This is a genomic window from Pseudarthrobacter sp. W1I19 (genome assembly GCF_030817835.1).
Taxonomy (GTDB): domain Bacteria; phylum Actinomycetota; class Actinomycetes; order Actinomycetales; family Micrococcaceae; genus Arthrobacter.
Genome location: NZ_JAUSZR010000001.1, coordinates 1,662,492 through 1,688,057, shown reverse-complemented (window position 1 = coordinate 1,688,057; position 25,566 = coordinate 1,662,492). Strand labels below are relative to the sequence as shown.

General features: G+C 65.3%; 28 protein-coding genes and 1 tRNA gene. 6 read left to right on the top strand and 23 right to left on the bottom strand.

What is annotated here, in order from left to right; translation table 11 throughout:
• Window positions 1-33 precede the first annotated feature (33 nt).
• The 6 genes from QF038_RS07860 to QF038_RS07835 form a co-directional block, all read right to left on the bottom strand.
• Window positions 34-831 carry an IclR family transcriptional regulator gene (locus QF038_RS07860; RefSeq protein ID WP_307609629.1) on the bottom strand — a complete coding sequence of 266 codons (798 nt, stop codon included), beginning with the start codon at window positions 829-831 and terminating at the stop codon, window positions 34-36.
• A 281-nt stretch (window positions 832-1,112) separates the two neighbouring features.
• Entirely contained in the window at window positions 1,113-1,403 is a 291-nt protein-coding gene (locus QF038_RS07855; protein WP_307609628.1) for a hypothetical protein, read from the bottom strand.
• A gap of 101 nt (window positions 1,404-1,504) precedes the next feature.
• Window positions 1,505-1,580, bottom strand: a tRNA-Val gene (locus tag QF038_RS07850).
• 108 nt (window positions 1,581-1,688) lie between these two features.
• Entirely contained in the window at window positions 1,689-2,609 is a 921-nt protein-coding gene (locus QF038_RS07845) for an NAD-dependent protein deacetylase (protein WP_307609627.1), read from the bottom strand.
• Between the two features lie 6 nt (window positions 2,610-2,615).
• A complete protein-coding gene (locus QF038_RS07840; RefSeq protein ID WP_307609626.1) occupies window positions 2,616-3,110 on the bottom strand; it encodes a peroxiredoxin in 495 nt (164 codons plus the stop codon).
• Window positions 3,107-3,526: a DUF3052 domain-containing protein gene (locus QF038_RS07835; RefSeq protein WP_091424830.1), complete on the bottom strand. Its 420-nt coding sequence runs from the start codon at window positions 3,524-3,526 to the stop codon at window positions 3,107-3,109. Before QF038_RS07835 ends, QF038_RS07840 begins: the two co-directional genes overlap by 4 nt.
• 425 nt (window positions 3,527-3,951) lie before the next feature.
• Here QF038_RS07835 and aceE point away from each other — a divergent pair, with 425 nt between their 5' ends.
• From aceE to QF038_RS07805, 6 genes are all read left to right on the top strand, one after another.
• Window positions 3,952-6,693, top strand: coding sequence for a pyruvate dehydrogenase (acetyl-transferring), homodimeric type (gene aceE / locus QF038_RS07830; RefSeq protein ID WP_307609625.1), 2,742 nt, complete (start codon window positions 3,952-3,954; stop codon window positions 6,691-6,693).
• Window positions 6,694-6,853: 160 nt separating this feature from the next.
• Window positions 6,854-8,098: a CdaR family transcriptional regulator gene (locus QF038_RS07825; protein ID WP_307609624.1), complete on the top strand. Its 1,245-nt coding sequence runs from the start codon at window positions 6,854-6,856 to the stop codon at window positions 8,096-8,098.
• A gap of 88 nt (window positions 8,099-8,186) precedes the next feature.
• On the top strand, window positions 8,187-9,116 hold the full coding sequence (locus QF038_RS07820; RefSeq protein WP_091415957.1) for an ACP S-malonyltransferase: 930 nt from the start codon (window positions 8,187-8,189) through the stop codon (window positions 9,114-9,116).
• Entirely contained in the window at window positions 9,113-10,174 is a 1,062-nt protein-coding gene (locus QF038_RS07815) for a beta-ketoacyl-ACP synthase III (RefSeq protein WP_307609623.1), read from the top strand. The genes QF038_RS07820 and QF038_RS07815 overlap by 4 nt, the downstream gene beginning before the upstream one ends.
• A gap of 81 nt (window positions 10,175-10,255) precedes the next feature.
• Window positions 10,256-10,501, top strand: coding sequence for an acyl carrier protein (locus QF038_RS07810; RefSeq protein WP_009359314.1), 246 nt, complete (start codon window positions 10,256-10,258; stop codon window positions 10,499-10,501).
• Window positions 10,502-10,662: 161 nt separating this feature from the next.
• Entirely contained in the window at window positions 10,663-11,898 is a 1,236-nt protein-coding gene (locus QF038_RS07805; RefSeq protein WP_307609622.1) for a beta-ketoacyl synthase, read from the top strand.
• 149 nt (window positions 11,899-12,047) lie between these two features.
• Here the strand turns inward: QF038_RS07805 and QF038_RS07800 are convergent, their stop codons facing one another.
• The 17 genes from QF038_RS07800 to QF038_RS07720 all read right to left on the bottom strand — a co-directional run bounded on the left by QF038_RS07800 (window position 12,048) and on the right by QF038_RS07720 (window position 25,525).
• Window positions 12,048-12,551, bottom strand: coding sequence for a DUF3145 domain-containing protein (locus tag QF038_RS07800; protein WP_041652118.1), 504 nt, complete (start codon window positions 12,549-12,551; stop codon window positions 12,048-12,050).
• A gap of 259 nt (window positions 12,552-12,810) precedes the next feature.
• Complete coding sequence (locus tag QF038_RS07795) at window positions 12,811-13,737, bottom strand: tyrosine recombinase XerC (protein ID WP_307609621.1); 927 nt, start codon at window positions 13,735-13,737, stop codon at window positions 12,811-12,813.
• 97 nt (window positions 13,738-13,834) lie between these two features.
• The gene (gene dprA / locus QF038_RS07790) at window positions 13,835-15,034 is read right to left on the bottom strand and encodes a DNA-processing protein DprA (protein WP_307609620.1); all 1,200 of its coding nucleotides are present in this window, start codon (window positions 15,032-15,034) and stop codon (window positions 13,835-13,837) included.
• A complete protein-coding gene (locus QF038_RS07785) occupies window positions 15,031-16,575 on the bottom strand; it encodes a YifB family Mg chelatase-like AAA ATPase (protein WP_307609619.1) in 1,545 nt (514 codons plus the stop codon). The genes dprA and QF038_RS07785 overlap by 4 nt, the downstream gene beginning before the upstream one ends.
• Window positions 16,576-16,932: a YraN family protein gene (locus QF038_RS07780; protein ID WP_307609618.1), complete on the bottom strand. Its 357-nt coding sequence runs from the start codon at window positions 16,930-16,932 to the stop codon at window positions 16,576-16,578.
• A gap of 122 nt (window positions 16,933-17,054) precedes the next feature.
• On the bottom strand, window positions 17,055-17,381 hold the full coding sequence (locus QF038_RS07775; protein ID WP_307609617.1) for a DUF2469 domain-containing protein: 327 nt from the start codon (window positions 17,379-17,381) through the stop codon (window positions 17,055-17,057).
• 93 nt (window positions 17,382-17,474) lie between these two features.
• A complete protein-coding gene (locus QF038_RS07770) occupies window positions 17,475-18,326 on the bottom strand; it encodes a ribonuclease HII (RefSeq protein ID WP_307609616.1) in 852 nt (283 codons plus the stop codon).
• Window positions 18,327-18,328: 2 nt separating this feature from the next.
• Window positions 18,329-19,153 carry a signal peptidase I gene (gene lepB / locus QF038_RS07765; RefSeq protein ID WP_307609615.1) on the bottom strand — a complete coding sequence of 275 codons (825 nt, stop codon included), beginning with the start codon at window positions 19,151-19,153 and terminating at the stop codon, window positions 18,329-18,331.
• Window positions 19,154-19,831: a signal peptidase I gene (gene lepB / locus QF038_RS07760; protein WP_307609614.1), complete on the bottom strand. Its 678-nt coding sequence runs from the start codon at window positions 19,829-19,831 to the stop codon at window positions 19,154-19,156.
• Window positions 19,832-19,914: 83 nt separating this feature from the next.
• Window positions 19,915-20,274 (bottom strand): 50S ribosomal protein L19, encoded by a 360-nt coding sequence (gene rplS, locus QF038_RS07755; protein WP_050054723.1) that lies wholly within the window; start codon window positions 20,272-20,274, stop codon window positions 19,915-19,917.
• A gap of 261 nt (window positions 20,275-20,535) precedes the next feature.
• On the bottom strand, window positions 20,536-21,348 hold the full coding sequence (gene trmD / locus QF038_RS07750; protein ID WP_307609613.1) for a tRNA (guanosine(37)-N1)-methyltransferase TrmD: 813 nt from the start codon (window positions 21,346-21,348) through the stop codon (window positions 20,536-20,538).
• Window positions 21,349-21,894 (bottom strand): ribosome maturation factor RimM, encoded by a 546-nt coding sequence (rimM, locus tag QF038_RS07745; RefSeq protein ID WP_307609612.1) that lies wholly within the window; start codon window positions 21,892-21,894, stop codon window positions 21,349-21,351.
• Between the two features lie 118 nt (window positions 21,895-22,012).
• Window positions 22,013-22,255 carry an RNA-binding protein gene (locus QF038_RS07740; RefSeq protein ID WP_307609611.1) on the bottom strand — a complete coding sequence of 81 codons (243 nt, stop codon included), beginning with the start codon at window positions 22,253-22,255 and terminating at the stop codon, window positions 22,013-22,015.
• Window position 22,256: 1 nt separating this feature from the next.
• Window positions 22,257-22,673 (bottom strand): 30S ribosomal protein S16, encoded by a 417-nt coding sequence (gene rpsP, locus QF038_RS07735; protein ID WP_307609610.1) that lies wholly within the window; start codon window positions 22,671-22,673, stop codon window positions 22,257-22,259.
• A gap of 196 nt (window positions 22,674-22,869) precedes the next feature.
• Complete coding sequence (locus QF038_RS07730) at window positions 22,870-23,310, bottom strand: hypothetical protein (protein ID WP_307613429.1); 441 nt, start codon at window positions 23,308-23,310, stop codon at window positions 22,870-22,872.
• 153 nt (window positions 23,311-23,463) lie between these two features.
• Window positions 23,464-24,339, bottom strand: coding sequence for a VOC family protein (locus QF038_RS07725; RefSeq protein ID WP_307609609.1), 876 nt, complete (start codon window positions 24,337-24,339; stop codon window positions 23,464-23,466).
• A 103-nt stretch (window positions 24,340-24,442) separates the two neighbouring features.
• A complete protein-coding gene (locus QF038_RS07720) occupies window positions 24,443-25,525 on the bottom strand; it encodes an amidohydrolase family protein (RefSeq protein ID WP_307609608.1) in 1,083 nt (360 codons plus the stop codon).
• Between the last annotated feature and the right edge of the window lie 41 nt (window positions 25,526-25,566).

The following is a 25,566-nucleotide window of genomic DNA, read 5'->3' as shown; positions in this document are numbered from 1 at the left end:
GCCCGAATAATTCTGTTGGCTTTGGTTTCGCCGCTAGCCCATCGGGTTTCCGAGGGAACGGGCCAGCTCCCGGAGCTCCTTGACCATCTGGGATCCCTGCTCCTCCGTGTAGGTGGCCTTGAGGGCCGTGACGGATAGTCCCAGGCTGGGACCGTGGGCACCCCTGGTGGGTACCGATACCGCAAGGCACACCACCCCGGTGGTGGACTCCTCGTCTTCAAAGGCGTAGCCCTGCTCGCGGATGGTCCGGAGCTGGGCTTTGAGCTCTGCCCCGGTCCTGAGGGACTTGGGCGTCATAACGGGCAGCTCGGCGTCGTCAGGGAACATTTCCTCAATGTCGTGTACGTTCAGGCGCGCCATCAGCGCCTTGCCCACCGCACACAGCGAGACCGGCATTTTGTCGCCGATGTTGGAGGTCAGCCTGACAGCGGGGTGGCCTTCATAGCGGGCAAGGTAGATGACGTTCGTTCCATCCAGCATGGCAATCCGTACCGTCTCCCTGGACAGCGTGGGAGCCTGTTCGCAGTACCGGTAGAACTCCTGCACCTCATCCAGCCGGCTCAGGTAGGCGGCACCGAGTTCCACGAGCTTGCGGCCCAGGGTGAACTCCGCTCCCTGCCTGCTGATCAGGCGCGCTTCTTCGAGGGCCAGCAGGAGGTTGGATGTGGAGGACTTGGGGATGCCGAGCTCGCGGGCGAGGTCGCTGAGGGTCAGTCTTCCGGTTGCCGACGCGGCGAGGGCATCGAGCACCGCGGCTGCACGGGTAACGGCGGGCGCCGGCGAGGCGCTTCCCAGGCCGTCGGATGATCGGGAGTTGCGGGAATCGGCCATGATTCTCCTTATATAGGCGCCTGCGCTGGTCATGCTGTTCATTCAGTTGAACACCAATCATCATAATGGTTGGCGCAGTGCTCGAGCGTTGGCTTCTACGGGCTTTCCGGTGCACCGGACACACTTCCGGGATGACTTCATGTTTCCGGCAGTTCACGGTATATTCATTTCAGGCCCTCCACCGCGGCATCCCCCAATAGTCGCGGTGGAGGGTTTTCCAATGCCCGGACCCTGCATGGGCATCCGAGGTCCTGGCAGTCGAGCCGGGCGCGGACCCGCCCTCAGGCTGCGTCCGCCACGGCCTGACGCAGCCGCCATCCGCCGCCGAGGCCGTCCCGCTCCAGCACCATGGTGGTCAGCGCCGAGTTGCTGTTTCCTCCAAGCCTCACCTGGACCTGGAGGACCTCCACATCCACGCGCCCCAGCCCCCTGGGCATCCTTCGGTTGAGTTCCCACCAGCTGACGCGCTCGAACCAGCGCACTGGCTCGGCACCGAGCGCCCATTCCCTGCCGTTGCTGATGACCGCCGTCGGCATTCCATTGGTTCCCGTCCGCACCATCACATGTTCCATAGGTGAAAGCTACGGCCGGGCACCGACATTTTCGGGGCGGCCAGGCGGGAACGAAAAAACCCTGCTGTTTCCGCCGTGGGGCGCAAACAACAGGGTTTCCGTGGTGGGTCCTACCGGGATCGAACCGATGACATCCACGGTGTAAACGTGGCGCTCTACCAGCTGAGCTAAAGACCCAAAAACTGCTGAATCCGGCGCTTCAGCGCCGCAACCAACGAACATAGACTCTACCCGACGCATGCCTCCAAACGCGAATCGGCCCACCAATGACGGTGCTTGGCTTCCCTAGAGGGGCGGGAGAGCGGCTGCCAGCCAGGCCAGGGATTCGCTGACGCCAGCCTCCAGTTTGATGTTCGCTTTGTCATCACCACGGGTGGTTCCACGGTTGATGATGACGACGGGCTTTCCGTCCTTGGCCGCATGCCGGACGAAGCGCAGCCCGCTCATCACCGTCAGTGAAGATCCGGCGGCTACCAGGGCATCGGCCTCGTCAACCATCCGGTACGACCGCTCAACCCGGTCCTTGGGCACATTCTCGCCAAAGTAGACAAAGTCAGGCTTGAGTGTCCCGCCGCAGGCAAAGCAAACGGCAACAACAAAACTGCTGATCAGCGCCTGGTCCTCCACAGTGGCATCAGCGTCCGGAGCCATCTCCACCAGGCCTGTTTCCGCCGCGCGGGACAGGAAGCCCGGGTTAAGCTCCTCCAGCACTCCGGCCAGGAGGCGCCTCGAGTACGTGCGGTGGCATGCCAGGCACACCACCTGGTCATACCTGCCATGGAGGTCCACCACGTTGACACTGCCTGCGTCTTCATGCAGCCGGTCGACGTTCTGGGTGATCAGTCCGGTGAGGTATCCGCGCCGCTCGAGTTCGGCAGCCGCGTAATGGCCCTGGTTCGGATCGGCGTGGCGCAGATGGGACCAGCCGATGTGGTTCCGGGCCCAGTAGCGTTGCCGGTTGGCCTGGTCCTTGAGGAACTCCTGGTACGTCATGGGTGAACGCGGCGGCGAACCCGGCCCGCGGTAGTCCGGGATTCCGGAGTCTGTGCTTAGTCCCGCCCCGGTGACCAGGACAAACCGCTTGCCCGCAAGGACCTCACGGATCTTGAGCAGAATCTCCCGCTCCCCGTCAGAGGGAGCGGCCGCAGCCACGGGCGGCATGCTGGCAAAACCTGTCAGCCCTACCCCCGCCCGCTGCTGCGCCATGGATCCTCAGTCCTGCCCCAGGCCTGCCAACGCGGCACGGTATTCCTGGAAGTCGCGGGCCTGGCCGCGGGGATTCACTACCGAATACCGGATTGTTCCGGCCGCGTCGATGATGAAGGTACCGCGTTGCGCCATGCCGCTGTCCGCGTCAAAAACGCCATAAGCCCGGGCCACTTCACCGTGCGGCCAGAAATCTGCCAGCAGATCGAAGGTGTACCGTTCCTGGGCTGCATAAGCCCGCAGGCTGAACTTGCTGTCAACGGAGACGGCCAGGACCGTGGCGTCGGCTGCCTCGAATATGGCCAGGTTGTCCCGTATCTCGCACAGCTCCCCGGTGCAGATGCCCGAAAACGCGAACGGATAAAAGACCAGGACCACATTCCCGCCCCGGAGGGATGACAACCGGACCGGCTCGCCGTACTGGTTGGCGAGTTCGAAGTCAGGTGCTTGCCCGCCGACGGCGGGCACAGCTACAGGGGCAGCGTCAAGCGCTGCCGTCACTTGTTTTTCCTGCTGACCAGGCGGACGGCGCTCCAGTCCTTCGAGACGCCTGCCGAGGTTGTTACGTGCAGGCCGGCTGTCGGGGCAGCTTCCTGGATGTCCGCGGGAGAGACATACCCGTCCCGCCCTGACTTCGGGGTGAGGACCCAGACCACGCCGTTTTCACCCAGGGTGGTCAGGGAATCCATCAGGCTGTCCACAAGGTCCCCGTCGCCGTCGCGCCACCAGAAGATGACGGCATCCGCCACCTCGTGATCATCCTCATCGAGCAACTCAGAACCCGTGAGGTCCTCAATATCGTCACGCAAGTCGAAATCGACGTCGTCGTCGTAACCGAACTCCTGAATCAGATCCCCGTTCTTGAAACCCAATTTTTCCGCCACATTTACCGAAGTGGCGGCGTCGGCCTCGCTCACGTGTTCCTCCAATGCCTCATACATGCAGTGCGCATAGTGATTTCCATTACTCCCAAGCCAACACCCTTTGTGCCTGCGCTTCAAGCTGCAGCCCCCTGAGCCCGGCATATTCTGCGTCACACCGGGACAGGCAGCACGCGTCGCAGCGGCTTTTCGTCACACAACCAGTATGACGGCGAAATACAACAGAGCCGCCCAACCCGCGGCTACGCATCGCGTTGGGGTGAGAGTTAGAGTGGCAGGTGACAACTATGCCTGCGGGGCAACAACCCTGTAACTCCAATGCAGACGTAGGAATGCTAGGACCCTGCCCGGCACACATGACCGGGCTGTTGTAACCGATACGTCGCACACGGCGTATATACGCCGGGCGGTCACCCTGCCCGGCCTGAGTGCGCCTCTATGCGCGCAAAGAGAGGTTGGACGTGGCTGCAGGAGAAGATACCTCCCATATCCTCAGCGGGTTGACTAACCAGCTGCCTGATCGTGATCCGGAAGAGACCGCCGAGTGGGTTGAGTCCCTGGATTCGTTGATCAGGGAACAGGGCACCGAGCGTGCCCAATACATCATGCGGAGCCTGTTGCAGCGCGCGGGGGCGCAGAGCGTGGGCGTGCCGATGGTGACCACCACCGATTACGTGAACACCATCCCGGCGGACCAGGAAGCGGCGTTCCCGGGCAACGAGGAATACGAGCGCCGGTACCGTGCGTACATGCGGTGGAACGCCGCGGTGATGGTCCACCGGTCCCAGCGCCCGAACATCGGCGTGGGCGGGCACATCTCCACCTACGCCGGGGCCGCGACCCTGTACGAGGTGGGCTTCAACCACTTCTTCCGCGGCAAGGACCACCCCGGCGGCGGGGACCAGGTCTTCTTCCAGGGCCACGCCTCCCCCGGCATGTACGCGAGGGCGTTCATGGAAGGCCGGCTCTCCGAGCAGGACCTGGACGGGTTCCGGCAGGAAAAATCCCGCGCCGGCCACGCCCTGTCTTCCTACCCGCACCCCAGGTTGATGCCGCAGTTCTGGGAGTTCCCCACGGTGTCCATGGGCATCGGGCCGATGAACGCGATCTACCAGGCCCAGTCCAACCGGTACCTGCACAACCGGGGCCTGAAAGACACCTCGGACCAGCAGGTCTGGGCGTTCCTGGGCGACGGGGAAATGGACGAGCCCGAATCCCGCGGCCTGCTCCAGCTCGCCGCGAACGAGAACCTGGACAACCTGAACTTCGTGATCAACTGCAACCTCCAGCGCCTGGACGGGCCGGTACGCGGCAACGGCAAGATCATGCAGGAACTCGAAGCGTTCTTCCGCGGCGCGGGCTGGAACGTGATCAAGGTGGTCTGGGGCCGGGAATGGGATGACCTGCTGGCCCGCGACACCGACGGCTCACTCGTGAAAATCATGAACGAAACCCCCGACGGGGACTACCAGACCTACAAGGCCGAATCCGGCGGGTTCGTCCGCGAACACTTCTTCGGCAAGGACCCCCGCACCAAAGACCTCGTCGCGGACCTCACCGATGACCAGATCTGGAACCTCAAACGCGGCGGCCACGACTACCGCAAGGTCTACGCCGCGTACAAGGCCGCCACCGAATTCAAGGGCAAACCCACCGTCATCCTGGCCAAAACCGTCAAGGGCTACGGACTCGGACCCCACTTCGAGGGCCGCAACGCCACCCACCAAATGAAAAAACTCACCCTCGACGACCTCAAGAAGTTCCGCGACCACCTGCGGATCCCCGTCACGGATGAGCAGCTCGAAAAAGACCCGTACCAGCCGCCGTACTACCACCCCGGTACGGACGCCCCGGAAATCCAGTACATGCTGGAACGCCGTGCCGCTTTGGGCGGGTCCGTTCCCGAGCGCCGCAGCAAGCACGCGGCGATCACCCTGCCGGACGCGAAGTCCTACGAGGTGGCCAAGCGCGGCTCGGGCAAGCAGCAGGCCGCCACCACCATGGCCTTCGTCCGGCTCCTGAAGGACCTGATGCGGGACAAGGAGTTCGGCAAGCACATCGCCCCGATCATCCCGGATGAGGCGCGCACCTTCGGTATGGATGCGTTCTTCCCGACGGCCAAGATCTACAACCCCAAGGGGCAGAACTACCTGTCCGTGGACCGGGACCTGGTCCTGGCCTACAAAGAATCCGCCCAGGGCCAGCTGATCCACCCAGGCATCAACGAGGCCGGCGCCGTGGCAGCGTTCACCGCCGCCGGCACCGCGTACGCCACCCATGGCGTGCCCCTGGTCCCGGTCTACGTGTTCTACTCCATGTTCGGCTTCCAGCGCACCGGCGACGCCTTCTGGGCAGCAGCAGACCAAATGACCCGCGGTTTCATCATCGGCGCCACCGCAGGACGGACCACCCTCACCGGCGAAGGCCTCCAGCACGCCGACGGCCACTCACCGCTCCTGGCCTCCACCAACCCGGCAGTAGTCACCTACGACCCCGCCTACGGCTACGAAATGGGCCACATCATCCGCAACGGCCTCGAACGCATGTACGGGCCTGAATCGGACGACCGCAACCTCATGTACTACCTCACCGTGTACAACGAGCCGATCACCCAGCCCGCCGAACCCGAAGAGCTGGACGTCGAAGGCGTCATCAAGGGCATCTACCTGCTCGCCCCGGCAAAGATCGACGGTCCCCGAACCCAGATCCTCGCCTCGGGCGTGTCGGTGCCATGGGCCCTGGAGGCACAGCAGCTCCTGGCCGATGACTGGGGCGTTTCCGCCGACGTCTGGTCCGTCACCTCCTGGAACGAACTGCGCCGCGACGGCCTCGCCGCCGAAGAGGAAGCCTTCCTCAACCCCGGCCAGCCCGCCCGCGTCCCCTTCGTCACCAAACAGCTCGAAGGCGCCACCGGCCCCGTCGTCGCAGTGTCCGACTACATGAAGGCCGTCCCGGACCAGATCCGCCAGTTCGTCCCCAACGAATTCGCCACCCTCGGCGCCGACGGCTTCGGATTCTCCGACACCCGCGCCGCAGCCCGCCGCTTCTTCAAGATCGATATCCACTCCATCGTGGTGCGGTCGCTGGAGATGCTGGCACGCCGCGGTGAGGTTGATCCGCAGGCACCGGCCAAGGCCATCGACAAGTACCGGCTGCACAACGTGAATGCAGGTTCCACCGGCAACGCCGGAGGCGAGGCCTAGCCTCACCCGCTGAAGAGCCAGCAACGCGACGGCGGCTCCCACCGAAAGGCGGGGGCCGCCGTCGTCTGTCCGGCGCGTGAACCGGCTGTGACGCACAACCAGCCGGATTGTAGCCTTCGCACAAATGGAGCTTGCAGGGCAGTGGCCGTATGCTCAAAGAATGCCAGCACCAGCCACACCGTCCGCCAAGCGCAAACAGTCCCTCCCCAGGGTGACCCCGGAGAAATCCGAGACCTTGAAGAAACTGCGGGCAAACGTGGGCCAGCTTTCCACCACCACCATGCGTGAGCTGGAAAAATCCCTGCCCTGGTACAGCCGGCTCAGCTCCGACGAGCGTTCCGCCCTCGGGATGGTGGCGCAAAACGGCATCGCGGCATTTGTCACCTGGTACGAGCGCCCAAGTTCACCCTCATGGATCCTCACGGATGTTTTTGGCACGGCGCCCACGGAGCTGACCCGGTCCATCAGCCTTCAGAAAGCGCTGCAGCTGATCCGGATTGTGGTGGAAGTGGTGGAAGACCAGGTTCCGGTCATCGCGCCCGAGGCTGACCAGCCATCCCTGCGCGAAGCCGTGCTCCGTTACTCCCGTGAGGTGGCGTTCGCCGCCGCGGACGTTTACGCACGGGCGGCTGAATCCCGCGGCTCCTGGGACACGCGGCTGGAAGCCCTGATTGTGGATGCCATCCTGCGCGGCGAAAACACTGATGCTTTGCGGTCAAGGATCGCCGCGCTGGGCTGGAAGGCTCAGGAACGCTTCACGGTGATGGTGGGCAATTCCCCCTCGGAGCCGAGCGCCAGTTATGTCAGCGAACTCCGCAGGATGGCTGGCCGCTACGCGGAGGACGCGCTGGTTGGCATCCAGGGTGACCGTTTGATCCTGATCCTGGGCGGTGTGCAGGACCGGGAAACCGCCTACGTGAAGCTCAGCGACATGTTCGCTCCCGGACCCGTGGTGTATGGCCCCGAAGCCAGTTCCCTGCTGGAGGCCAGTAGCTCGGCCCAATCCGCCTTCGCCGGCCTCACGGCTGCCCGCGCCTGGCCTGCCGCCCCGCGGCCTGTTGCCGCCGATGATCTCCTTCCTGAGCGCGTCATCTCCGGTGATGATGCTGCCCGCCGCTCCCTGGTCAAGAACATTTACCGGCCGCTCCTGGCAGCGTCCAACGGACTGGTGGAAACGCTCGGAACCTACCTGGAGCTGGGCCACTCCCTGGAGGCAACGGCGCGCGAACTCTTCGTCCATGCGAACACTGTCAGGTACCGGCTGAAGCGGGTTTGTGACGTCACAGGCTGGGATCCGCTGCTGCCCCGCGAGGCTTTTGTCCTCCAGGCTGCCCTCGTGGTGGGCCGTCTTTCAGCCCCGCCCAAAGCTGCCGCGGAGCGCCATCCGTCGCGGAACCAGCCCTGAGGCGTTGTAGACTTCCTACAACCTGACCCCGTGAGCTTGGTGCGGACAAACACCGCTCCACCACACAGTAATTTGGAAAGCTGGTTACGTGCTTGCAATAGTCTGCCCTGGACAGGGCTCGCAAACCCCGGGTTTTCTGGCCCCTTGGCTTGAACTGCCCCCGGTGGCAGGCCAGCTGGCCGCCCTGAGCGACATCGCAGGCATTGACCTGATCGCGCACGGGACCACCTCGGACGAGGAAACCATCAAGGACACTGCCGTAGCGCAGCCCCTGATCGTTGCGGCCGGCCTCGTCGCCGCCGCATCCCTTTTCGACGTCGAGCTGAACTCCCTGCCGGTCATCCTGGCCGGACATTCCGTCGGTGAAATCACGGCCTCGGCGCTTGCCGGAGTCCTCACCGAGCAGGAAGCCATGACCTTCGTCCGTGAGCGTGCCAACAGCATGGCCGCGGCCGCGTCCGTCACGCCTACCGGCATGAGCGCGGTGGTAGGCGGGGACCCGGCAGAGGTCCTGGCTGCGATCGAAGCAGCAGGCGCCACCCCTGCCAACGTCAACGGCGCCGGGCAGACCGTTGCAGCCGGGACGTTTGAACAGCTTAAGGCTCTCGCGGACAATCCGCCCGCCAAGGCGCGCGTCATTCCATTGAAGGTGGCCGGCGCCTTCCACACCAGCCACATGTCACCGGCTGTCAGCACGCTCAAAGCACTGGAGCCGCAGCTGAAGCCGCAAGCCCCGAAGGTTCCCCTGCTGTCGAATTACGACGGCGGGGAGGTCACCGACGGCGGTGCCGCCGTCGAAAGCCTGATCGCCCAGGTGTCCCGGCCCGTCCGGTGGGACCTCTGCATGGAGGCGCTGGTCCAGCGCGGCGTCACCGGCGTCATCGAACTGGCTCCCGCAGGCACGCTTGCCGGGCTTGCCAAGCGGGGCATGCCGGGCGTCAAGACCGTTGCAGTCAAGACTCCCGATGACCTTTCCGCCGCCCTGGCCCTTTTTGCAGAACTGGAGGGCAACGCATGAGCGTTCCCACGCTGAAGCAGGCTCCCATTCAGGAGCACACCCGGATCCTGGGTCTCGGCGCCTACCGCCCCGACGTGATCGTCACCAATGAAGACGTCTGCCAGTGGATCGACTCTTCTGACGAATGGATCCGCCAGCGCACCGGGATTGTCACCCGGCACCGCGCCCCTGCCGACGTCAGCGTCATCGACATGGCCGAGGGCGCTGCCCGCGAAGCGATGGAAAAGGCCGGCATCCAAGGCTCGGACCTGGGCGCCGTCATTGTCTCCACGGTCACCCATCCGTACGCCACGCCGTCGGCTGCTGCCAGCCTGGCGGACCGACTCGGCGCCACCCCTGCCCCCGCCTTTGACATCTCGGCTGCCTGCGCCGGTTACTGCTACGGCATCGCGCAGGGTGACTCACTGGTGCGTTCCGGAGCTGCGAAGTATGTGCTGGTGGTCGGCGCCGAAAAGCTCTCCGACGTTATTGACAACCGGGAACGCACCATCTCCTTCCTGCTCGGGGACGGTGCAGGCGCCGTCGTCATTGGCCCCTCCGAAACTCCCGGCATCGCGCCCTCTGTGTGGGGCTCGGACGGCAGCAAATGGGACGCCATCGGCATGACCCGGTCAATGCTGGACGTCCGTGACCTTGGCATGGCTGCCCGGCAGTCCGACTCCACCGGCGACCTTGCCCTGCTCGAAGAGGCCCAGGAGCTCTACCCCACGCTGCGCCAGGATGGCCAGACCGTATTCCGCTGGGCTGTCTGGGAAATGGCGAAGGTGGCCCAGCAGGCCCTCGAGGCCGCCGGTGTGACCGCTGAGGACCTGGTGGCCTTTATCCCCCACCAGGCCAACATGCGCATCATCGACGAGATGGTGAAGAAGCTGAAACTGCCCGAGACAGTTACAGTGGCACGGGACATCGCCGACGCAGGAAACACCTCTGCGGCGTCCATCCCGCTGGCTACCCACCGCCTCCTGGCGGAAAAGCCGGAACTGAGCGGCGGTCTGGCACTGCAGATCGGTTTCGGTGCCGGGCTGGTCTTCGGCGCCCAGGTAGTTGTCCTTCCCTAGAAGCGCCCCCAACAGGCCGCAACCGCGTCCTGAGCCATTTCCGGCAGCATTTGCCGGCAATACAAGAAAAGGAGCCATCACATGGCTAGCAACGAAGAGATCCTGGCCGGACTGGCTGAAATCGTGAACGAAGAAACCGGCCTGGCCCCCGAGGCTGTGGAGCTGGACAAGTCCTTCACCGAGGACCTGGACATCGACTCCATCTCCATGATGACCATCGTGGTCAACGCTGAAGAGAAGTTCGGTGTGCGCATCCCGGACGAAGAGGTCAAGAACCTCAAGACCGTCGGCGACGCCGTCAGCTTCATCGCTGGAGCACAGGCCTAGTTCCAGGCTTTCGCCGTACTACGGCTTGGCGGGGCTGCCGGTCCGGATGACCGGACTGGCAGCCCGCCGCATTTTCCGGCACCTTGCGCGTGCAAGCGTGCCGACCATCAAAACGCGGGACCCTCCGGCAGACGGATTCCCACCGACGAAAGAGTGATCCCATGACACGCAAAGTAGTCATTACCGGTCTGGGTGCCACCACACCCATCGGCGGCGATGTACCCACGATGTGGAACAACGCGCTCAAGGGGGTCTCCGGTGCCCGCACCCTGGAGGACGACTGGGTAGCCAAGTACGAACTGCCCGTCCACTTCGCAGCCCGCTGCAGTACTCCCGCGCTGGAAGTACTGAGCCGTGTGGAGGCAAAGCGGATGGACCCCTCCACCCAGTTCGGCGTGATCGCGGCCCGCGAGGCCTGGGCTGACTCCGGCATCACCGAATTCGACAAGGACCGGCTCGCTGTTGCCTTCGCCACCGGCATTGGCGGCGTGTGGACGCTCCTGGACGCCTGGGACACGCTGAAGGAAAAAGGCCCCCGCCGCGTCCTGCCCATGACCGTTCCCATGCTGATGCCCAACGGCGTTGCCGCAGCCGTCAGCCTGGACCTCGGCGCCCGCGCCGGTGCCCACACCCCGGTGTCCGCATGCGCATCCGGCACCGAGGCCCTGCACCTGGGCCTGGACCTTATCCGCTCCGGCAAGGCCGACGTGGTGATGTGCGGCGGCGCAGAGGCCGCCATCCACCCGATGCCGCTTGCGGCGTTCGCCTCCATGCAGGCCCTCTCCCGGCGCAATGACGATCCGCAGGGCGCCTCACGCCCGTACGATACCGCCCGTGACGGCTTTGTGATGGGCGAGGGCGCCGGCGCCCTGGTCCTCGAGGCAGAGGAGCACGCCCTGGCCCGTGGAGCCCGGATCTACGGCGAACTCGCCGGTACATCCGTCACGGCGGACGCCTACCACATCACGGCCCCGGACCCTCAGGGCCTTGGCGCAACCCGCGCGCTGAAAGCTGCGATGTTCGACGGCCGGATCCAGGCCGAGGACGTGGTGCACGTCAACGCGCACGCCACCTCCACGCCCGTAGGTGACAAGCCGGAGTACACCGCACTCCGTGCCGCCCTGGGCAACCATGTGGACAGCGTGGCGGTATCTGCCACCAAGTCCCAGATGGGCCATCTTCTGGGTGCGTCCGGCGCAGTTGAGGCCGTGCTCACGGTGCTGGCCGTGTACGAGCGCAAGGCGCCGGTGACGATCAACCTGGAGAACCAGGACCCGGAGATCCCGCTCGACGTGGTCACCTCGGCCAGGGACCTGCCGGCCGGCAACATCGTGGCGCTGAGCAACTCCTTCGGCTTCGGGGGGCACAACGCCGTGGTTGCTGTCCGCAGCATCTAGCAGCAGTCCGGCGTTTATTGCCGAAAGACCAACAGGAGGCCCCGCCGGCTGGCGGGGCCTCCTGTTTTGCTATGGAGATTGCTTTCAGTTGCTGCCTGTCAGGTCTTTGTCACGACGGCGGAAGGCGGCGTCGTTGTGTTCTGCGGCGGTTAGCCCACCTGGTGCAGCCAGCGGACGGGCGCGCCCTCGGCGGCGTGCCGGAAGGGCTCGAGTTCCTCGTCCCAGGCCTCGCCAAGTGCCAGCGAAAGCTCGTGGTAGACAGCTGCAGGGTCCCCGGCGCCGGATTCGTAGGCGTAGCGGATCCTGTCTTCGGACACCATGATGTTGCCGTGCACGTCAGTGACGGCATGGAAGATTCCCAACTCGGGGGTATGCGACCACCGGCCGCCATCCACACCCTGGCTCGGTTCCTCGGTGACCTCGTAGCGGAGGTGCGCCCAGCCGCGGAGTGACGAAGCAAGCTTCGATCCTGTCCCGGGGGCGCCGGTCCAGGACAACTCGGCCCGGAACATTCCAGGCGCGGCAGGCTGAGGGGTCCACTCAAGATCCGTCCGCTTGTCCACGACGGAGCCGATGGCCCACTCAACGTGAGGGCACAAAGCAGTAGGGGCTGAGTGAACAAACAGCACACCGCGGGTCATTGCAACAGACATTCCATCCTCCATAGCTCTAGGTACGTCTTCCCCAACGACCTCTGCCTGGATGGAACTGCCGTGCCCTGCACTGCCGGTCCTGTTTCCCTGCCTCGATATTCAACTGTTCAGGTAAAGCTGTGTCCGGACCTGGTGGTCCACTGGAAGCAAGCAATGGAGCTTCAAGCGGGACTTGAAAGTTGCCGGACGTGACTCTTATTGTGCCGTACGCTGCCTAATTACGCCAGTGCGATTCCTGGCTGATCCATGCTGTCCGGGATCATGCCCTGGGGTGTGCCTGCTGGTAGCTTTTTCGCAGCCGGTCCACAGAGACGTGGGTGTAAATCTGGGTGGTGGCAAGGCTGCTGTGCCCCAGGATCTCCTGGACGGCGCGCAGGTCCGCGCCGCCGTCCAGCAAGTGCGTGGCTGCCGAGTGGCGAAGGGCGTGCGGGCCGGAGGCCGAAGTGTCACCCAAGGCATCGAACAGGGCATTGACCAGCGACCGGACCTGCCGCTGGTCGATCCGGCCTCCCCGGGGGCCCAGGAATAGGGCGGGGCCGCTGTTGCCCCTGGTGAACTTTGGCCGGCCCCGCCGGAGCCAGTCGTCCAGTGCCACCGCCGCCGGAACGCCGTAGGGGACGGTGCGTTCCTTATTGCCTTTGCCGATGACGCGCAGTGTCCGCCGGTCCGGGTCCAGGTCATCGATGTCCAGGCTTGTGAGCTCCCCGACCCGGACACCCGTGGCATAGAGCAGTTCGACGATCGCCCTGTCGCGCACTGGCAGGGGTTCACCCTCCGCGGCAGCTTCCTCCAGGCTGGTCAGGAGCCTGGTCAGTTGCTGGGACTGCAGGACGCCGGGCAGGGACTGCTCGCGTTTGGGTGCTTTGAGCCTCAGCGCCGGATCGGCGGTGATGTGCTCGTCCCTGAGGGCCCATGCCGTGAAGGCACGGGCGGTGGCGGCCCGGCGTGCAAGAGTGGAGCGTGCGACGCCGGACTCGCTCTGCACTCCCAGCCACCGCCGAAGGGTTCCGAGGTCCAGGTCTGTAAGCGTGGTTGCGCCCTCGGAAGCCGCATGGGTCAGCAGGCTCCGCAGGTCGCCCTCATAGGCACGCAACGTGTGCCGGGACACGGCCCGCTCCGCCGACAGGTACGTCACGAAGGCGCCGAGCGCCCGGCCTAGTTCCCGGGGCAGTTCCTGGTTCTCCACCCTCCTACTGTCTCAGGTGCTGCCGCCACCCGCGTGCTGGACACGATCCACTTCGTCAAGCACGCCACCCCCGCCGCCTTGGTGCAACTCCCCCTCGTCACACTGACGCCTTGCCACGTTTCCAGCCGCCCCGCTCCGACACTGCCAGCCCGAGCAGCCCCAGCCGGCCGAGCCCCGCCCGCACTGATTCCGGCCCGAGTCCGGCCACGGAACAGAGTTTCTCGACCGACGTGGTGGACCGCAGGGGAAGCGCATCCAGGAGGATCAGGTCTTCGAGGGTCAGCCCGTCCTGGACTTCGGCTCCGCCCTGGCGCGGTTCTGTAAGCGCGGCGCCACTGGGGCCTGCCAGCTCGGCGATTTCGGCCGCGTCTGTGACGCACACGGCGCCGCCATCCCGGAGCAGCCGGTGACAGCCGGCCGAATTGGCGCTGTGCACTGAGCCGGGGACGGCACCCACCGCCCGTCCCAGCGTCTCGGCGTGATGAGCCGTGTTCAGGGCTCCTGACCGCCAGCGGGCTTCCACAACCACCGTCACTGCCGACATGGCGGCGATGAGCCTGTTCCGCTGCAGGAACCGGTAACGGGTGGGCGCCGAGCCCGGTGGAACTTCCGCTATCACAGCTCCCTGGTTGCAAACTGCGCGGAGCAGGTCTTCATTCCCGGAGGGGTAGAAGCGGTCAACACCGCCGGCCATTACGGCGATGGTGGGTACCGCTGCCGAAGCGCCGGCAAGCGCGGCACGGTGGGCGTGCGCATCAATGCCGTAGGCGCCACCGGACACGATAGTGAGGCCCCGTTGCGCCAAGGAGTATGCCATGTCTCCTGTTACTGATGCCCCATAGCTGGTACTGTCCCGCGACCCGACGAGTGCGATGCACTTCTCCGCCCCCGGTAGGGGCTGCTCCTGCCCCCGCCACCACAGGCAGAGGGGTTCCTGGATGCCCAGGTCCGAGAGCTGGACCGGCCATAGCTCGTCCGACGGGATGATCAGCCTGCCGCCCAGCCGTGCCATCGTCGCGAGGTCCCGTTCCGGGGCCAGATCCGGAATCCGGGGCTGCCAGCGCTTCAACGACCCGGCCATCCCGGACCAGCTGGCGGCGGACCCGCTGTCCGTCAGGAGCGAGGTGATCTCACGCTCCAGCTCCGTTCCGGCAGAAACCTGGCCGGTGGCAATCCGCAGGGCATCCACTGCACCGCAGATCTGCACCAGTGCCAGGCCGGCAGCATCCTGGGGTTCCATCAACCGGGCAAGCGCGGCTCGCGCCACCCTTTCTGAGTCCACCCGGATCCTCGTCATGCGGCTACCGCCGCAGCCTGCCGCAGTCCCAGCGCCTGCCCGATATCGTTGACGTCCGGCCGTTCCCTGTGCCCAAGGTCCGCCATGGTCCAGGCCAGGCGAAGAACCCGGTCATAGCCGCGGGCGGTGAGTACGCCGCGCTCCAGCGAATGGTCGAGGATGCGGGTGCAGGCCGGCGGCAGCCGGAGTTCTCCCCGCAGTACGCGGCCGGGTACCTGGGCGTTTGTTTCCAGGCCGAAGGGCTGCAGCCGTTCAAGCTGCCGCCCGCGGGCATCGCGCACCCTGTCTGCCACGGACGCCGTGTCCTCCTCGGCGCCTCCCTGCCCGAACTCTGCCAGGGAGACCCTGTCCACCTGGAGCTGGATATCCACCCGGTCCAGCAGCGGGCCGGACATGCGGGCCAGGTATCGCCGCCGCATCATCGGCGTGCAAGTGCAGTCCAGGCCCTTGCCCGATGCCTTGCCGCAGGGGCAGGGGTTGGCGGCCAGAACCAGCTGGAACCGGGCAGGATAGGCAGCGGTGCCGGCGGAGCGGTGAATCACCAGTTCTCCACTCTCCAACGGCTGCCGCAGTGCATCCAGGACGCGGCGCTCATACTCGGGAGCCTCGTCCAGGAAGAGAACGCCCCGATGGGCACGGGAGGCCGCGCCGGGCCTGGGCAGGCCCGAGCCGCCGCCGATGATCGCGGCGGCGGTGGCCGAGTGGTGCGGGCTTTCGAAGGGCGGGCGGCGCAGCAGCCGGGCTGAGGACGATGGCAGGCCGCAGAGCGAATGGATGGCGGTAACCTCCATGGCCTCATGGTCGGCAAGGTCCGGCAACAGTCCGGGCAGGCGTTCAGCCAGCATCGTCTTGCCGGCGCCCGGCGGACCCATCAGGAGTAGGTGGTGCGCGCCGGCTGCTGCCACTTCGAGGGCCCGCCTCGCATCGCCCTGCCCGGAAACATCGGCCATGTCCGGATAGACGCCGTCATCCTCCTCCTCATCGGCTGGAAGCTGCAAATCATCCGGTTCAAAATCCAGGGCAAGCTCCTGCGGGTCCGCACCGAAATCGAGGGCCAGGCGGGCGAGGGTGCGGTAGCCCCTGACGGTGGCGCCGGGAACCAGGGCGGCCTCGGCCAGGTTGGCGTGCGCCACCACGATGTCCGGATAGCCGGCCTGGACCGATGCCATCACGGCGGGCAGGATGCCGCGGACCGGGCGCAGCCTGCCGTCAAGCCCCAGCTCCGCGATGAAGACCGTTTTTCCAGTTGGCTTGATGTCATTCGCCGCCCGCAGCACGGCCATGGTGACTGCGAGGTCGAACCCCGAGCCGCGTTTGGGCAGGGAGGCCGGAATGAGGTTGGCGGTGATCTTCCGGCGGCTCAGCGGGATCCCGGAATTCTTGGCTGCCGAGCGGATGCGCTCCTTGGCTTCATTCAACGAGGCGTCAGGCAGCCCAAGAAGGATAAAGGCCGGCAGGGTTTGGCCGATGTCCGCCTCGACCTCCACGATGTAGCCGTTGAGCCCGACAAGGGCGATGGAGTAGGTTCTGCCGAGGGCCATTCACCCCACCCCCTTGAGGTGCTCCACCAAGGGTTTGCCGCCGCCGTCGTCCAGGACGGCGATGACATCCACCCGCCGCAGCGGCATTCGCAGCTCCCGGTCACGGCACCAGGCGGAACCGAGCCGGTGCAGGCGGGCGAGCTTCTCCGGACCAACGGCTTCAAAGGGGTGGCCGTAGTCGAGGGATCGGCGGGTCTTCACTTCGGCAATCACCAAGGCATCGCCGTCCAGGGCCACAATGTCGATTTCGCCCTCGGTGCAGCGCCAGTTGCGCTCCACCACCAGCATGCCGAGGGACTCAAGATAGTCCGTGGCGAGGTCCTCGCCGCGGCGGCCCAACAGGTCTTTTGATTTCATTTCTACCTCCGCAACCAGCCTGCGGCCGCGCGCTTGCGGAGGTAATGGAGCTTGTGCCGTATGTGCACAAAACAGCCGCCGGGGTGACTGTGCAGGACAAGTCCCCGGCGGCCCGTCAGGTATTACTGGCCCAGGCCAACGTCCTTGGGCAGCGCCAGTTCCTCGTTGCGCGGAAGCTCTTCCACGTTGACGTCCTTGAACGTAAGGACCCGGACACTCTTGACGAACCGCGCCGAGCGGTACACGTCCCACACCCAGGCGTCCTGCAGGGTCAGGTCGAAGTAGACTTCGCCGTCGGCGCTGCGGGCCTGGAGGTCCACATGGTTGGCCAGGTAGAAGCGCCGTTCGGTCTCGACAACGTAGCTGAACAGTCCGACGACGTCGCGGTATTCACGGTAGAGCTGCAGCTCCATGTCGGTTTCGTAGTTTTCAAGATCCTCAGCACTCATGCTTCCATCTTGCACCATGTCCGGCGCCACTGGAGCCCGTGCCGTACGTACGGGCGGCAGACTCCAAAGCCAGTAACCAGTCCGCTGCCGGGCTCAGTCTTCGGCGGCGGGCCCGTCGCCGGCGTTGTCCCTGTCCAGGACGTCGTCAGGATGGGTATCCTCCTGCGCCCCGTCGAGCAACTCCCCGCCGAGCAGGCGCCAGCTCACCCGGTGGTACGGGGTTGGCCCCGCCGCACGGAGGACGTCCCGGTGCAGCACGGTGGCATAGCCCTTGTTGATGTCCCAGCCGAAGTCCGGGTACTCCGTATGGAGTTCCTTCATCATCCTGTCCCGCTCCACCTTGGCGATCACGCTCGCGGCAGCCACGCTCAGGCACTGCATATCCGCTTTGATCTTGGTATGAACCGGCGCCTCACATGCGGCTTCAAGCACCGGCTCGTCAAAGAGGGACAGCTGTTCTGCCGGGGACAGCCAGTTATGGCTGCCGTCCAGGAGCACCATGTCCGGGTTCACGCCCACCGCCAGAATCTCCTGCCAGGCGCGGGTTCCAGCCAAACGCAGCGCGGCAATAATGCCCAGGGCATCAATTTCCTGCGCCGACGCGTGCCCCACGGCGGATGCCACACTCCACCGGCGGACCAGTGGATCAAGGCGTTCCCGTTCCGCCGGGCTGAGGAGCTTACTGTCCCGCACCCCGGCCAGCGGCCGCTGGCGCTCCACGTCGACGACGGCGATACCGACGCTGACGGGACCGGCAAGAGCGCCGCGGCCCACTTCATCAACACCGGCGATAAGGCGCACGCCCTGCGCCTTGAACGTCCGTTCGTGCCGCAGGGTGGGCGCCTTGGCGGGACGGGCTGCTTTCGCGGAACCGGCCCGGCCCTTCGCCGTGCCGCCCTTCGCCGCGCCAGACTTGGCGGGGCCGGCCTTAACTAACGGGGACATGGTCAGGGCGCCACCGGAACGTTCCGGAACACGTCCGGGTAGTTGTCCAGGGTTGTGATCCGGCTCAGCGGCCACGCGATGACAGCAGCCTTGCCTTCAAGATCCGCCATATCGATGAAACCGCCGCCGGCATCCAAGTGCGCGCGCGAATCGGCGGAATGGTTCCGGTTATCACCCATCACCCACACCTTGCCTTCGGGGACAGTCACATCGAAGTTGCGGACCTGCGGAACCTCGGCAGCATTGATGTACTTTTCGTCAATGGCGGTTCCGTTAATGGTCAGTTTACCGCCGGCGTCACAGCAGACCACATGGTCCCCCGGCAGCCCGATGACCCTCTTGACCAGGTGTTGCTCGGAGTTGTCCGGCAGGAGGCCAACAAACGTCAGGCCGTCCTGCACCCACGTGAAGGGCCCGTCGGTCTTTTCCGGCGCGGCCGGCAGCCAGCCCTTGGTGTCGCGGAAAACCACAACGTCCCCGCGGCTCAGCGAGAACGGTTCCGGTACCAGGAGGTTAACAAAAATCCGGTCATCCACATCCAGCGTGTTCACCATGGATTCGGACGGGATGAAGAAGGCCCGGAACAGGAATGTTTTGATCAGGAAGGAGAGCACCACCGCGATGACCACTACCGTGGCTATTTCCTTCAGCCAGGCGAGCACCTGGCTTCCGCCCGTCTTTTCGTCGGCTGCCCTCGCTTCGGCACGGCTGCCCGCAGCCCTGGAAGGTGCTTCCGGAGCCGCCGCTGCTTCCGGTGCAGCACTGGCCGGGGAATCCGGAGCGCTGTCCGGACGCGGCTCGGGGATCCGCGGGTGGTTCTCGGGCATCTACTGTCCGTTCTCTGTTATGGGCCCTGCCGCTGGCGGCCGAGGTACTGCAGCAAATCTATCAAGCGGCCAGACAATCTGGACGGGTCTGCCAATCACCCTGTCCAGGGGTACCATCCCCCCGCCCGGTGCACCCAGCAGGCTCCGGGAGTCGGCCGAAACTGACCGGTGGTCGCCCAACAGCCACAGCCGCCCGTCCGGCACTTCTGCGGTGAACTTCTGGGTACTGGGGTGATCGCCGGGAAAAATATACGGCTCGGCCAATGGGTGGCCGTTGACGGTGATTTTCCCGCCGGCGTCGCAGCAGACCACCGTATCCCCCGGGAGGCCGATGACGCGCTTGACGTACGTGGTGTCACTGCCGGTCAGGCCAAGCCATTGGGTGATGGCCACCATGGCGTCCACGAACGGGCCCTTGCCGCTGTTGAGCGGCGCAAACGTTCCCCGGCCGTCAAAGACCACGATGTCCCCGCGCCGGACCGGTTCAGCGGTGAAATCAGTGCGCGAGACGAGGATCCGGTCCCCGCCCTGGAGGAGCGGTTCCATGGACTCGGACGGAATGTAGTAGACATCCAGCCAGAGTGAGCGGACCAGCCCGCTGACCGCAATGGCCAGCACAAAGGCAAGGAACACAAAACGCCAGCCCGTTTTGGGGGGCTGGCGTTTTGTCTGGTCCATAAGTCCGTATCCTGGGCGCTGGTGCATGGCTCCGGCGCTGGCCGGGTACGGCTGCGGCCCTGCCTGTGTAGGTCCGAAAAGGACTACTTGGCGGTGCTGAAGTCGCGCTTTTCCTTGATCTTCGCAGCCTTACCGCGCAGTGCACGCATGTAGTAAAGCTTGGCGCGACGGACGTCACCCTTGGTAACGACCTCGATCTTTTCGATGATCGGGGAGTGTACCGGGAAGGTACGCTCCACGCCGACACCGAAGGACACCTTGCGGACAGTGAAGGTCTCGCGGACGCCCTCGCCCTGGCGGCCCAGGACGAAGCCCTGGAATACCTGGACACGGGTGTTCTTGCCTTCGATGATGTTCACGTGAACCTTGAGGGTGTCACCTGCGCGGAACGCGGGAACATCGGTGCGCAGCGAGGCTGCATCTACGGAATCGAGAATATGCATGATTGCACTCCTGGTGAACGCCACGGGTCATTCACTTTGGGTCACGGCAGCCAAGCCCGGACGCTGGTGGCGCACCGGAGATTGCTGCCGAAAGTTTAGTAGCCCGGCCACTTCACTGATTGATGTGGCCGGTTGTCTTAGCTGTTGGTTACGCTCCCCCTGTGGCAGGTGCGGACCCAGCAGACACAAGGACTAATTTTGCCACAGTCCGCGACGGACAGCCAATCCCGGGAGCCGGAGGCCCGAAGAATTCAGGCCCGGTCAGTCCTGCTGTCCGTCCGGGGCGGTGGGGCGGCGCTGCAGCCGGCCGTCGACGACGTCGTACCCCAGATCCTGCAGGGCGGCCCGGTCGGCACGGGGCAGCTTGCCGGCGTCGAACGTTTCGAGCAGGTCGGGGCGGCGTTCCGCCGTCCGACGGAACTGTTCGTGCCTGCGCCACTGGGCGATCTTGCCATGGTTGCCGCTGAGCAGGACTGGGGGCACTTCCCGCTCGCGCCAGACAGAGGGCTTGGTATAGACGGGGTACTCCAGCAACCCGTCGGAGTGCGACTCCTCCACCAGCGACTCTGGGTTGCCCACCACACCGGGCAGGAGCCTGCCGATGGCCTCCACCATGGCCAGGACCGCCACTTCACCGCCATTCAGGACGTAATCGCCAAGGCTGACGGGACGCACGGTGAAGTGTTCATGCGACCACTCGATGACCCGCTCGTCGATGCCCTCATAGCGTCCGCAGGCAAACGCAAGGTGCTCTTCGTCGGCCAGTTCATAAGCGAGGGCCTGGGTGAACCGCTCCCCCGCGGGCGACGGGACGATCAGGACAGGCTTGCCCAAACCCGCCGGGCGCCCCTCTGCAATTGACAACAGTGCCTGGGCCCACGGCTCAGCTTTCATCACCATGCCCGCGCCACCGCCGTAAGGGGTGTCATCCACGGTCCGGTGCCTGTCGGTGGTGAAGGCCCTGAGATCGTGGACGTGAAGGTCCAGGATCCCGTCCTGGCGGGCCTTGCCGATCAGGGAGAGTTCCAGCGGCGCCAGGTACTCGGGAAAAATACTGACAACGTCGATCCGCATTTAGGCGTTGCTTTCCGGATCGGTTCCCGCGTCCTGGTCCACGTTCAGTTCGAACAGGCCGTCCGGCGGCGTGAGGAGGATAAACCCTTCCTCAATGTTGACCTCCGGCACGATCTGCTCAACGAAAGGTATGAGGATCTCTTCCCCGCCTGGAGTGGTGACCACCAGGAGGTCCTGGACCGGCATGGTGTTGAGCGCGGCAACCTTGCCCACCACCTGGGATCCCACCCGGGCTTCGAGTCCCACGAGCTCGTGTTCGTACCAGCCGTCGTCGTCGTCTTCGTCCAGTTCCTCGGTGTCAATGAAGAGTTTGGCGCCTCGGAGGGTTTCCGCTTCATTCCGGGTTGTAATTTCCTCGAAGCCCAGCAGCAGGATGTCCTTGTTCCAGCGGGCGCTGCTGACGGTCAGCGGACCGGCGGAGGCCGGTTCGACCACAAATTCTGTTCCCGGAACAAACCGGTCCTCAGGGGCGTCGGTCAGGACCTGGACCGTTACTTCCCCCCGGATGCCGTGGGGTTTGCCGATTCGTGCCACCTGAAGCTGCATGTGTTCCTCTGTTCCGAAGTGTCTGTTCCGTGTGGTTCGGCGGGGGTGCCGGTGAAAGCACTCCGGCCCCTCCACCGTGGGTGGAGGGGCCGGAGCAAAAGCTGATGTTGCCGAGCGCTCAGCGGCGGCGGTCAGTGTCGACGACGTCGACCCTTACCGGCTCGCCACCGGCCAGGGCAGCCACAACGGTGCGCAGTGCGCGTGCCGTGCGGCCCTGGCGGCCGATCACCCTTCCGAGGTCCTCCTGGTGAACACGCACCTCGAGGGTATCCCCGCGGCGGTTGCTCTTGGAGCTGACCTTGACGTCATCCGGGGCATCAACGATTCCCCGGACCAGGTGTTCCAGCGCTTCTGCCAGCAATTTACTCAGCCTCGGTGGTCTCTGCCTCGGCCGGTGCCTCGGCTGCCTCAGACTTGGATGCCTTCTTGGTGATGGCTTCCGGGATGATCACAGAACCCTTTTCGGGAGCAACGAAGGCTGCCTTCTCAGACTTGGTCTTGAGGGTGCCTTCCTGGCCCGGCAGGCCCTTGAACTTCTGCCAGTCACCGGTGATCTTCAGGATCGCGGCAACCTGCTCGGACGGCTGGGCGCCGACGGACAGCCAGTACTGGGCACGCTCGGAGTTGACCTCGATGTATGAGGGCTCTTCGGTGGGGTGGTACTTGCCGATTTCCTCGATGGCGCGGCCGTCACGCTTGGTGCGTGAGTCTGCGACGACGATGCGGTAGTACGGTGCGCGCATTTTGCCAAAGCGCTTAAGGCGAATCTTTACGGCCACTTTTGTGGTCACTCCTGTTTCAGAAAAGGGGGTGAACCCGGCGTTCTGCACCCGTGGGGCGGGCCGTACTTGCGGGTTCGAAGGACAGGATCCGGACGCGGAGAGAGGGGCCACGCAGATCGAGTACCTGTTTATTGTGCCAGATGAGCGCCCGGATTTCGACTTGACACCCCACCGGCGCCCGCAGGCACGAAGCTCAGGAGGTCCAGACGTACAGTCCGCTGCGTTCGGAGTCGTCGATTCCGCCGGCGAGTTCCGCCAGTTGCCGGACGTAGGTCCGGGCCTGGGCGGAATCGAACGGCATGTCCTCCTGGGCCGCCCATTGTTCGGCCACGTCATCCAGGACATTGCCCTCCCCTTCGACCTCGTAGGTCAGAAGGTCGGCGAGCGCACGTACCATGGCCGGGGGTACCGCCAGGAGCGAGTCGCTTGCTACGTCCACCATGGTCAGCTCGTAGTCCGCCCCGCCGGCATGCACGGCGGTGCCGGCGAGATCACCAAGCTGCTCAATTTCGAAGTCGCTGATTTCGGGGATGCGCACAGCGTGCGCGGCCGGCTGGCCGCTGCCCTGGTCCAGCACTCCGGCACGCTTCAGCGCGCCTGCGTGGTCGGCAACAAAGATCTCGGTGAAGCCCATGGAAAGTTCCCTCGTTCCCTCGACGGTGCGGCCGCTCAAGCAAGCGGCACCTGCCGCGCCGGCCGTTCGGCATCAGCCTAGTACAACGCCAGGCCCCCGCCGGCTGCAAGCGTGCCCGGCAGGCCGCATCCCGCGGGGGGTTGGCAGCCGGGCTCAGCGGACTGCGACCCGGATGTTGTTGCGCCAGGGATCCTCGAACCGCAGTTCCGCACCGGTGTGGTGCGCGGGCACCCCGGCGACCTTCAGCCGGTCAGCGAGCGCGCCGACGTCGTCCCCCGAGGGAACCTCGATGAGCACTTCACCCAGGCCAAGAGTGTCCTTGCGCGGGCCCGCCCCGCGGCTGTTCCAGACGTTCATGGCCATGTGGTGGTGGTACCGGCCGGCGGAGACAAAGAGTGCCTGGCCGTGCCAGCCGGCGGTCTTTTCGAACCCAAGGGTGCCTACGTAGAAGTCCCGGGCCGACTGGACGTCGCCCACCTGGAGGTGGACGTGGCCTACTCCCGCCACTGTTCCGCGCTGGCGCTCCAGGGATTCTTCGGTGAGGTGCTGCTCCAGGTAGCGCTGTGGCGGCAGGGCGAGGCTGTCCATCACCACGTCGGTACCGTTCCATGACCAGTTGCGCCGGGGGCGGTCCCAGTAGAGCTCAATGCCGTTGCCTTCGGGATCGGTGAAGTAGAAGGCCTCGCTGACGAGATGGTCGGCACTGCCCGTGAAGGAGCGCGGCTCAAACCGGGCGGCAGTGGCGATGGTGGCCGCGAGGTCCGCCTGGTTCTCAAACAGCAGGGCCGTGTGGAAAAGGCCGGCCTCCCCCCTGCCCGGAAGGTTCAGCCCCGGAGCGGGCGCAAGGTGGACCAGCGGTTTCTGGAGCCGGCCAAGGTACTGCCCGCCGTCCTGCTCGGCCACAACTTCAAGCCCCAGTGCACGCTGGTAGTAGTCGGTCATGACCTTCATGTCGCCCACCTTGAGCATCACGGTGCCCATGGTGAGATCGGCAGGAAGAAGATCCTGGGTGGCGGCTTCTGCAGTCATTGAAAACTCCCGGTGCTGGGGCCCGTCGGGTTGGCGGGCCTGTCACTATTAAAATTACTTGAAGCTTCAATTTATTCCAAGCAGTTTTCAGGTTATCCAAGTCTCAGCGGACGACGCGCCCGCCCAGCACCACGTGGGCCAACTCCTGCACCGCCTCTGGAACCTGCCGAGGATCCTCCCGGCACAGTACGACGTCGGCCCGGGCACCTTCCTCGAGTGCTTCAGCGCCCAGCCACTTCCGGGCGCCCCAACAGGCCGCGTCAAGGGCAGCGGCCACAGGCAGGCCTGCATGGTGAAGGGCCAGGATTTCATCACCGATCCGGCCGTGGCGGATGACGCTGCCGGCATCCGTCCCGGCGTAAATCTTCACTCCGGCGTTGAAGGCCTCCAGCACCCGCTCCGCGCGCCGTTCCCACAGGGCGCGCATATGGGCCGCGTACCGGGGGAACTTGGGCTCCGCCTGCGCGGCGATGTCCGGGAAAGTGGCGATGTTGATGAGGGTGGGCACCATGGCAACGCCCTGCTCCACGAACCGCGGAAGGTGCCGCGGCAGCAGTCCGGTGGCGTGTTCGATGCAGTCGATGTCCGCGTCCAGCATCTGGTCCAGTGTTTCTTCGGCGAAGCAGTGCGCGGTGATCCTGGCACCTTCGTCATGCACAGCCTTGACGGCGTCCTTGACGACGGCGGCTGGGAACGACGGCGCCAGGTCACCGGCGCCGCGGTCGATCCAGTCCCCCACGAGCTTGACCCAGCCGTCGCCGTCGCGCGCCTGCTTCCGGACAGCTTCCACCAGGCCGCTGGGCTCAACTTCCTCGGCGAAGCCCCGCAGGTACCTGCCGGTCCGGGCGACATGCCTGCCGGCGCGGATCAGCACCGGCGCGCTGCGACTGTCCTGGAGGAAGCGGGTATCTGCGGGGGAACCCGCGTCCCTGACCAGCAGCGTGCCCGCATTCAGGTCGGTCCTTGCCTGCTCTTCCGCCGTCGCCCCGTCAACGGCGCCACCGGTTCCCAGGCCGATGTGGCAGTGGGCGTCAACGAATCCCGGCAGCACCCAGCCGTCCAGGATCCTGTCCGGTCCTGCCGCCGGCCGCCGGAAGGTAAGCCTGCCGTCCACGGACCACAGCCCGTGTGCCTCGGTGTCCGGCCCGGTCAGGACGGCGCCGTTGAACTGGATGATCTCTGCCATGGATTTGCCTCGCTTTCCCGCCCGGACAGGCTAGCACCACC

Excerpts from the sequence above, each read along its gene's own strand:
- QF038_RS07815 (WP_307609623.1), top strand. The coding sequence starts at position 9,113 with ATGAGCGTTCCCACGCTGAAGCAGGCTCCCATTCAGGAGCACACCCGG.
- trmD (WP_307609613.1), bottom strand. The coding sequence starts at position 21,348 with ATGCGGATCGACGTTGTCAGTATTTTTCCCGAGTACCTGGCGCCGCTG.
- lepB (WP_307609614.1), bottom strand. The coding sequence starts at position 19,831 with ATGGACCAGACAAAACGCCAGCCCCCCAAAACGGGCTGGCGTTTTGTG.
- QF038_RS07825 (WP_307609624.1), top strand. The coding sequence starts at position 6,854 with ATGCCAGCACCAGCCACACCGTCCGCCAAGCGCAAACAGTCCCTCCCC.
- QF038_RS07720 (WP_307609608.1), bottom strand. The coding sequence starts at position 25,525 with ATGGCAGAGATCATCCAGTTCAACGGCGCCGTCCTGACCGGGCCGGAC.
- rimM (WP_307609612.1), bottom strand. The coding sequence starts at position 21,894 with ATGCAGCTTCAGGTGGCACGAATCGGCAAACCCCACGGCATCCGGGGG.
- QF038_RS07860 (WP_307609629.1), bottom strand. The coding sequence starts at position 831 with ATGGCCGATTCCCGCAACTCCCGATCATCCGACGGCCTGGGAAGCGCC.
- QF038_RS07770 (WP_307609616.1), bottom strand. The coding sequence starts at position 18,326 with ATGTCCCCGTTAGTTAAGGCCGGCCCCGCCAAGTCTGGCGCGGCGAAG.
- rplS (WP_050054723.1), bottom strand. The coding sequence starts at position 20,274 with ATGCATATTCTCGATTCCGTAGATGCAGCCTCGCTGCGCACCGATGTT.
- QF038_RS07845 (WP_307609627.1), bottom strand. The coding sequence starts at position 2,609 with ATGGCGCAGCAGCGGGCGGGGGTAGGGCTGACAGGTTTTGCCAGCATG.
- QF038_RS07810 (WP_009359314.1), top strand. The coding sequence starts at position 10,256 with ATGGCTAGCAACGAAGAGATCCTGGCCGGACTGGCTGAAATCGTGAAC.
- lepB (WP_307609615.1), bottom strand. The coding sequence starts at position 19,153 with ATGCCCGAGAACCACCCGCGGATCCCCGAGCCGCGTCCGGACAGCGCT.
- QF038_RS07800 (WP_041652118.1), bottom strand. The coding sequence starts at position 12,551 with ATGTCTGTTGCAATGACCCGCGGTGTGCTGTTTGTTCACTCAGCCCCT.
- QF038_RS07725 (WP_307609609.1), bottom strand. The coding sequence starts at position 24,339 with ATGACTGCAGAAGCCGCCACCCAGGATCTTCTTCCTGCCGATCTCACC.
- QF038_RS07855 (WP_307609628.1), bottom strand. The coding sequence starts at position 1,403 with ATGGAACATGTGATGGTGCGGACGGGAACCAATGGAATGCCGACGGCG.
- QF038_RS07785 (WP_307609619.1), bottom strand. The coding sequence starts at position 16,575 with ATGGCCCTCGGCAGAACCTACTCCATCGCCCTTGTCGGGCTCAACGGC.
- QF038_RS07775 (WP_307609617.1), bottom strand. The coding sequence starts at position 17,381 with ATGAGTGCTGAGGATCTTGAAAACTACGAAACCGACATGGAGCTGCAG.
- QF038_RS07730 (WP_307613429.1), bottom strand. The coding sequence starts at position 23,310 with ATGGGCTTCACCGAGATCTTTGTTGCCGACCACGCAGGCGCGCTGAAG.
- dprA (WP_307609620.1), bottom strand. The coding sequence starts at position 15,034 with ATGACGAGGATCCGGGTGGACTCAGAAAGGGTGGCGCGAGCCGCGCTT.
- QF038_RS07780 (WP_307609618.1), bottom strand. The coding sequence starts at position 16,932 with ATGAAATCAAAAGACCTGTTGGGCCGCCGCGGCGAGGACCTCGCCACG.
- QF038_RS07805 (WP_307609622.1), top strand. The coding sequence starts at position 10,663 with ATGACACGCAAAGTAGTCATTACCGGTCTGGGTGCCACCACACCCATC.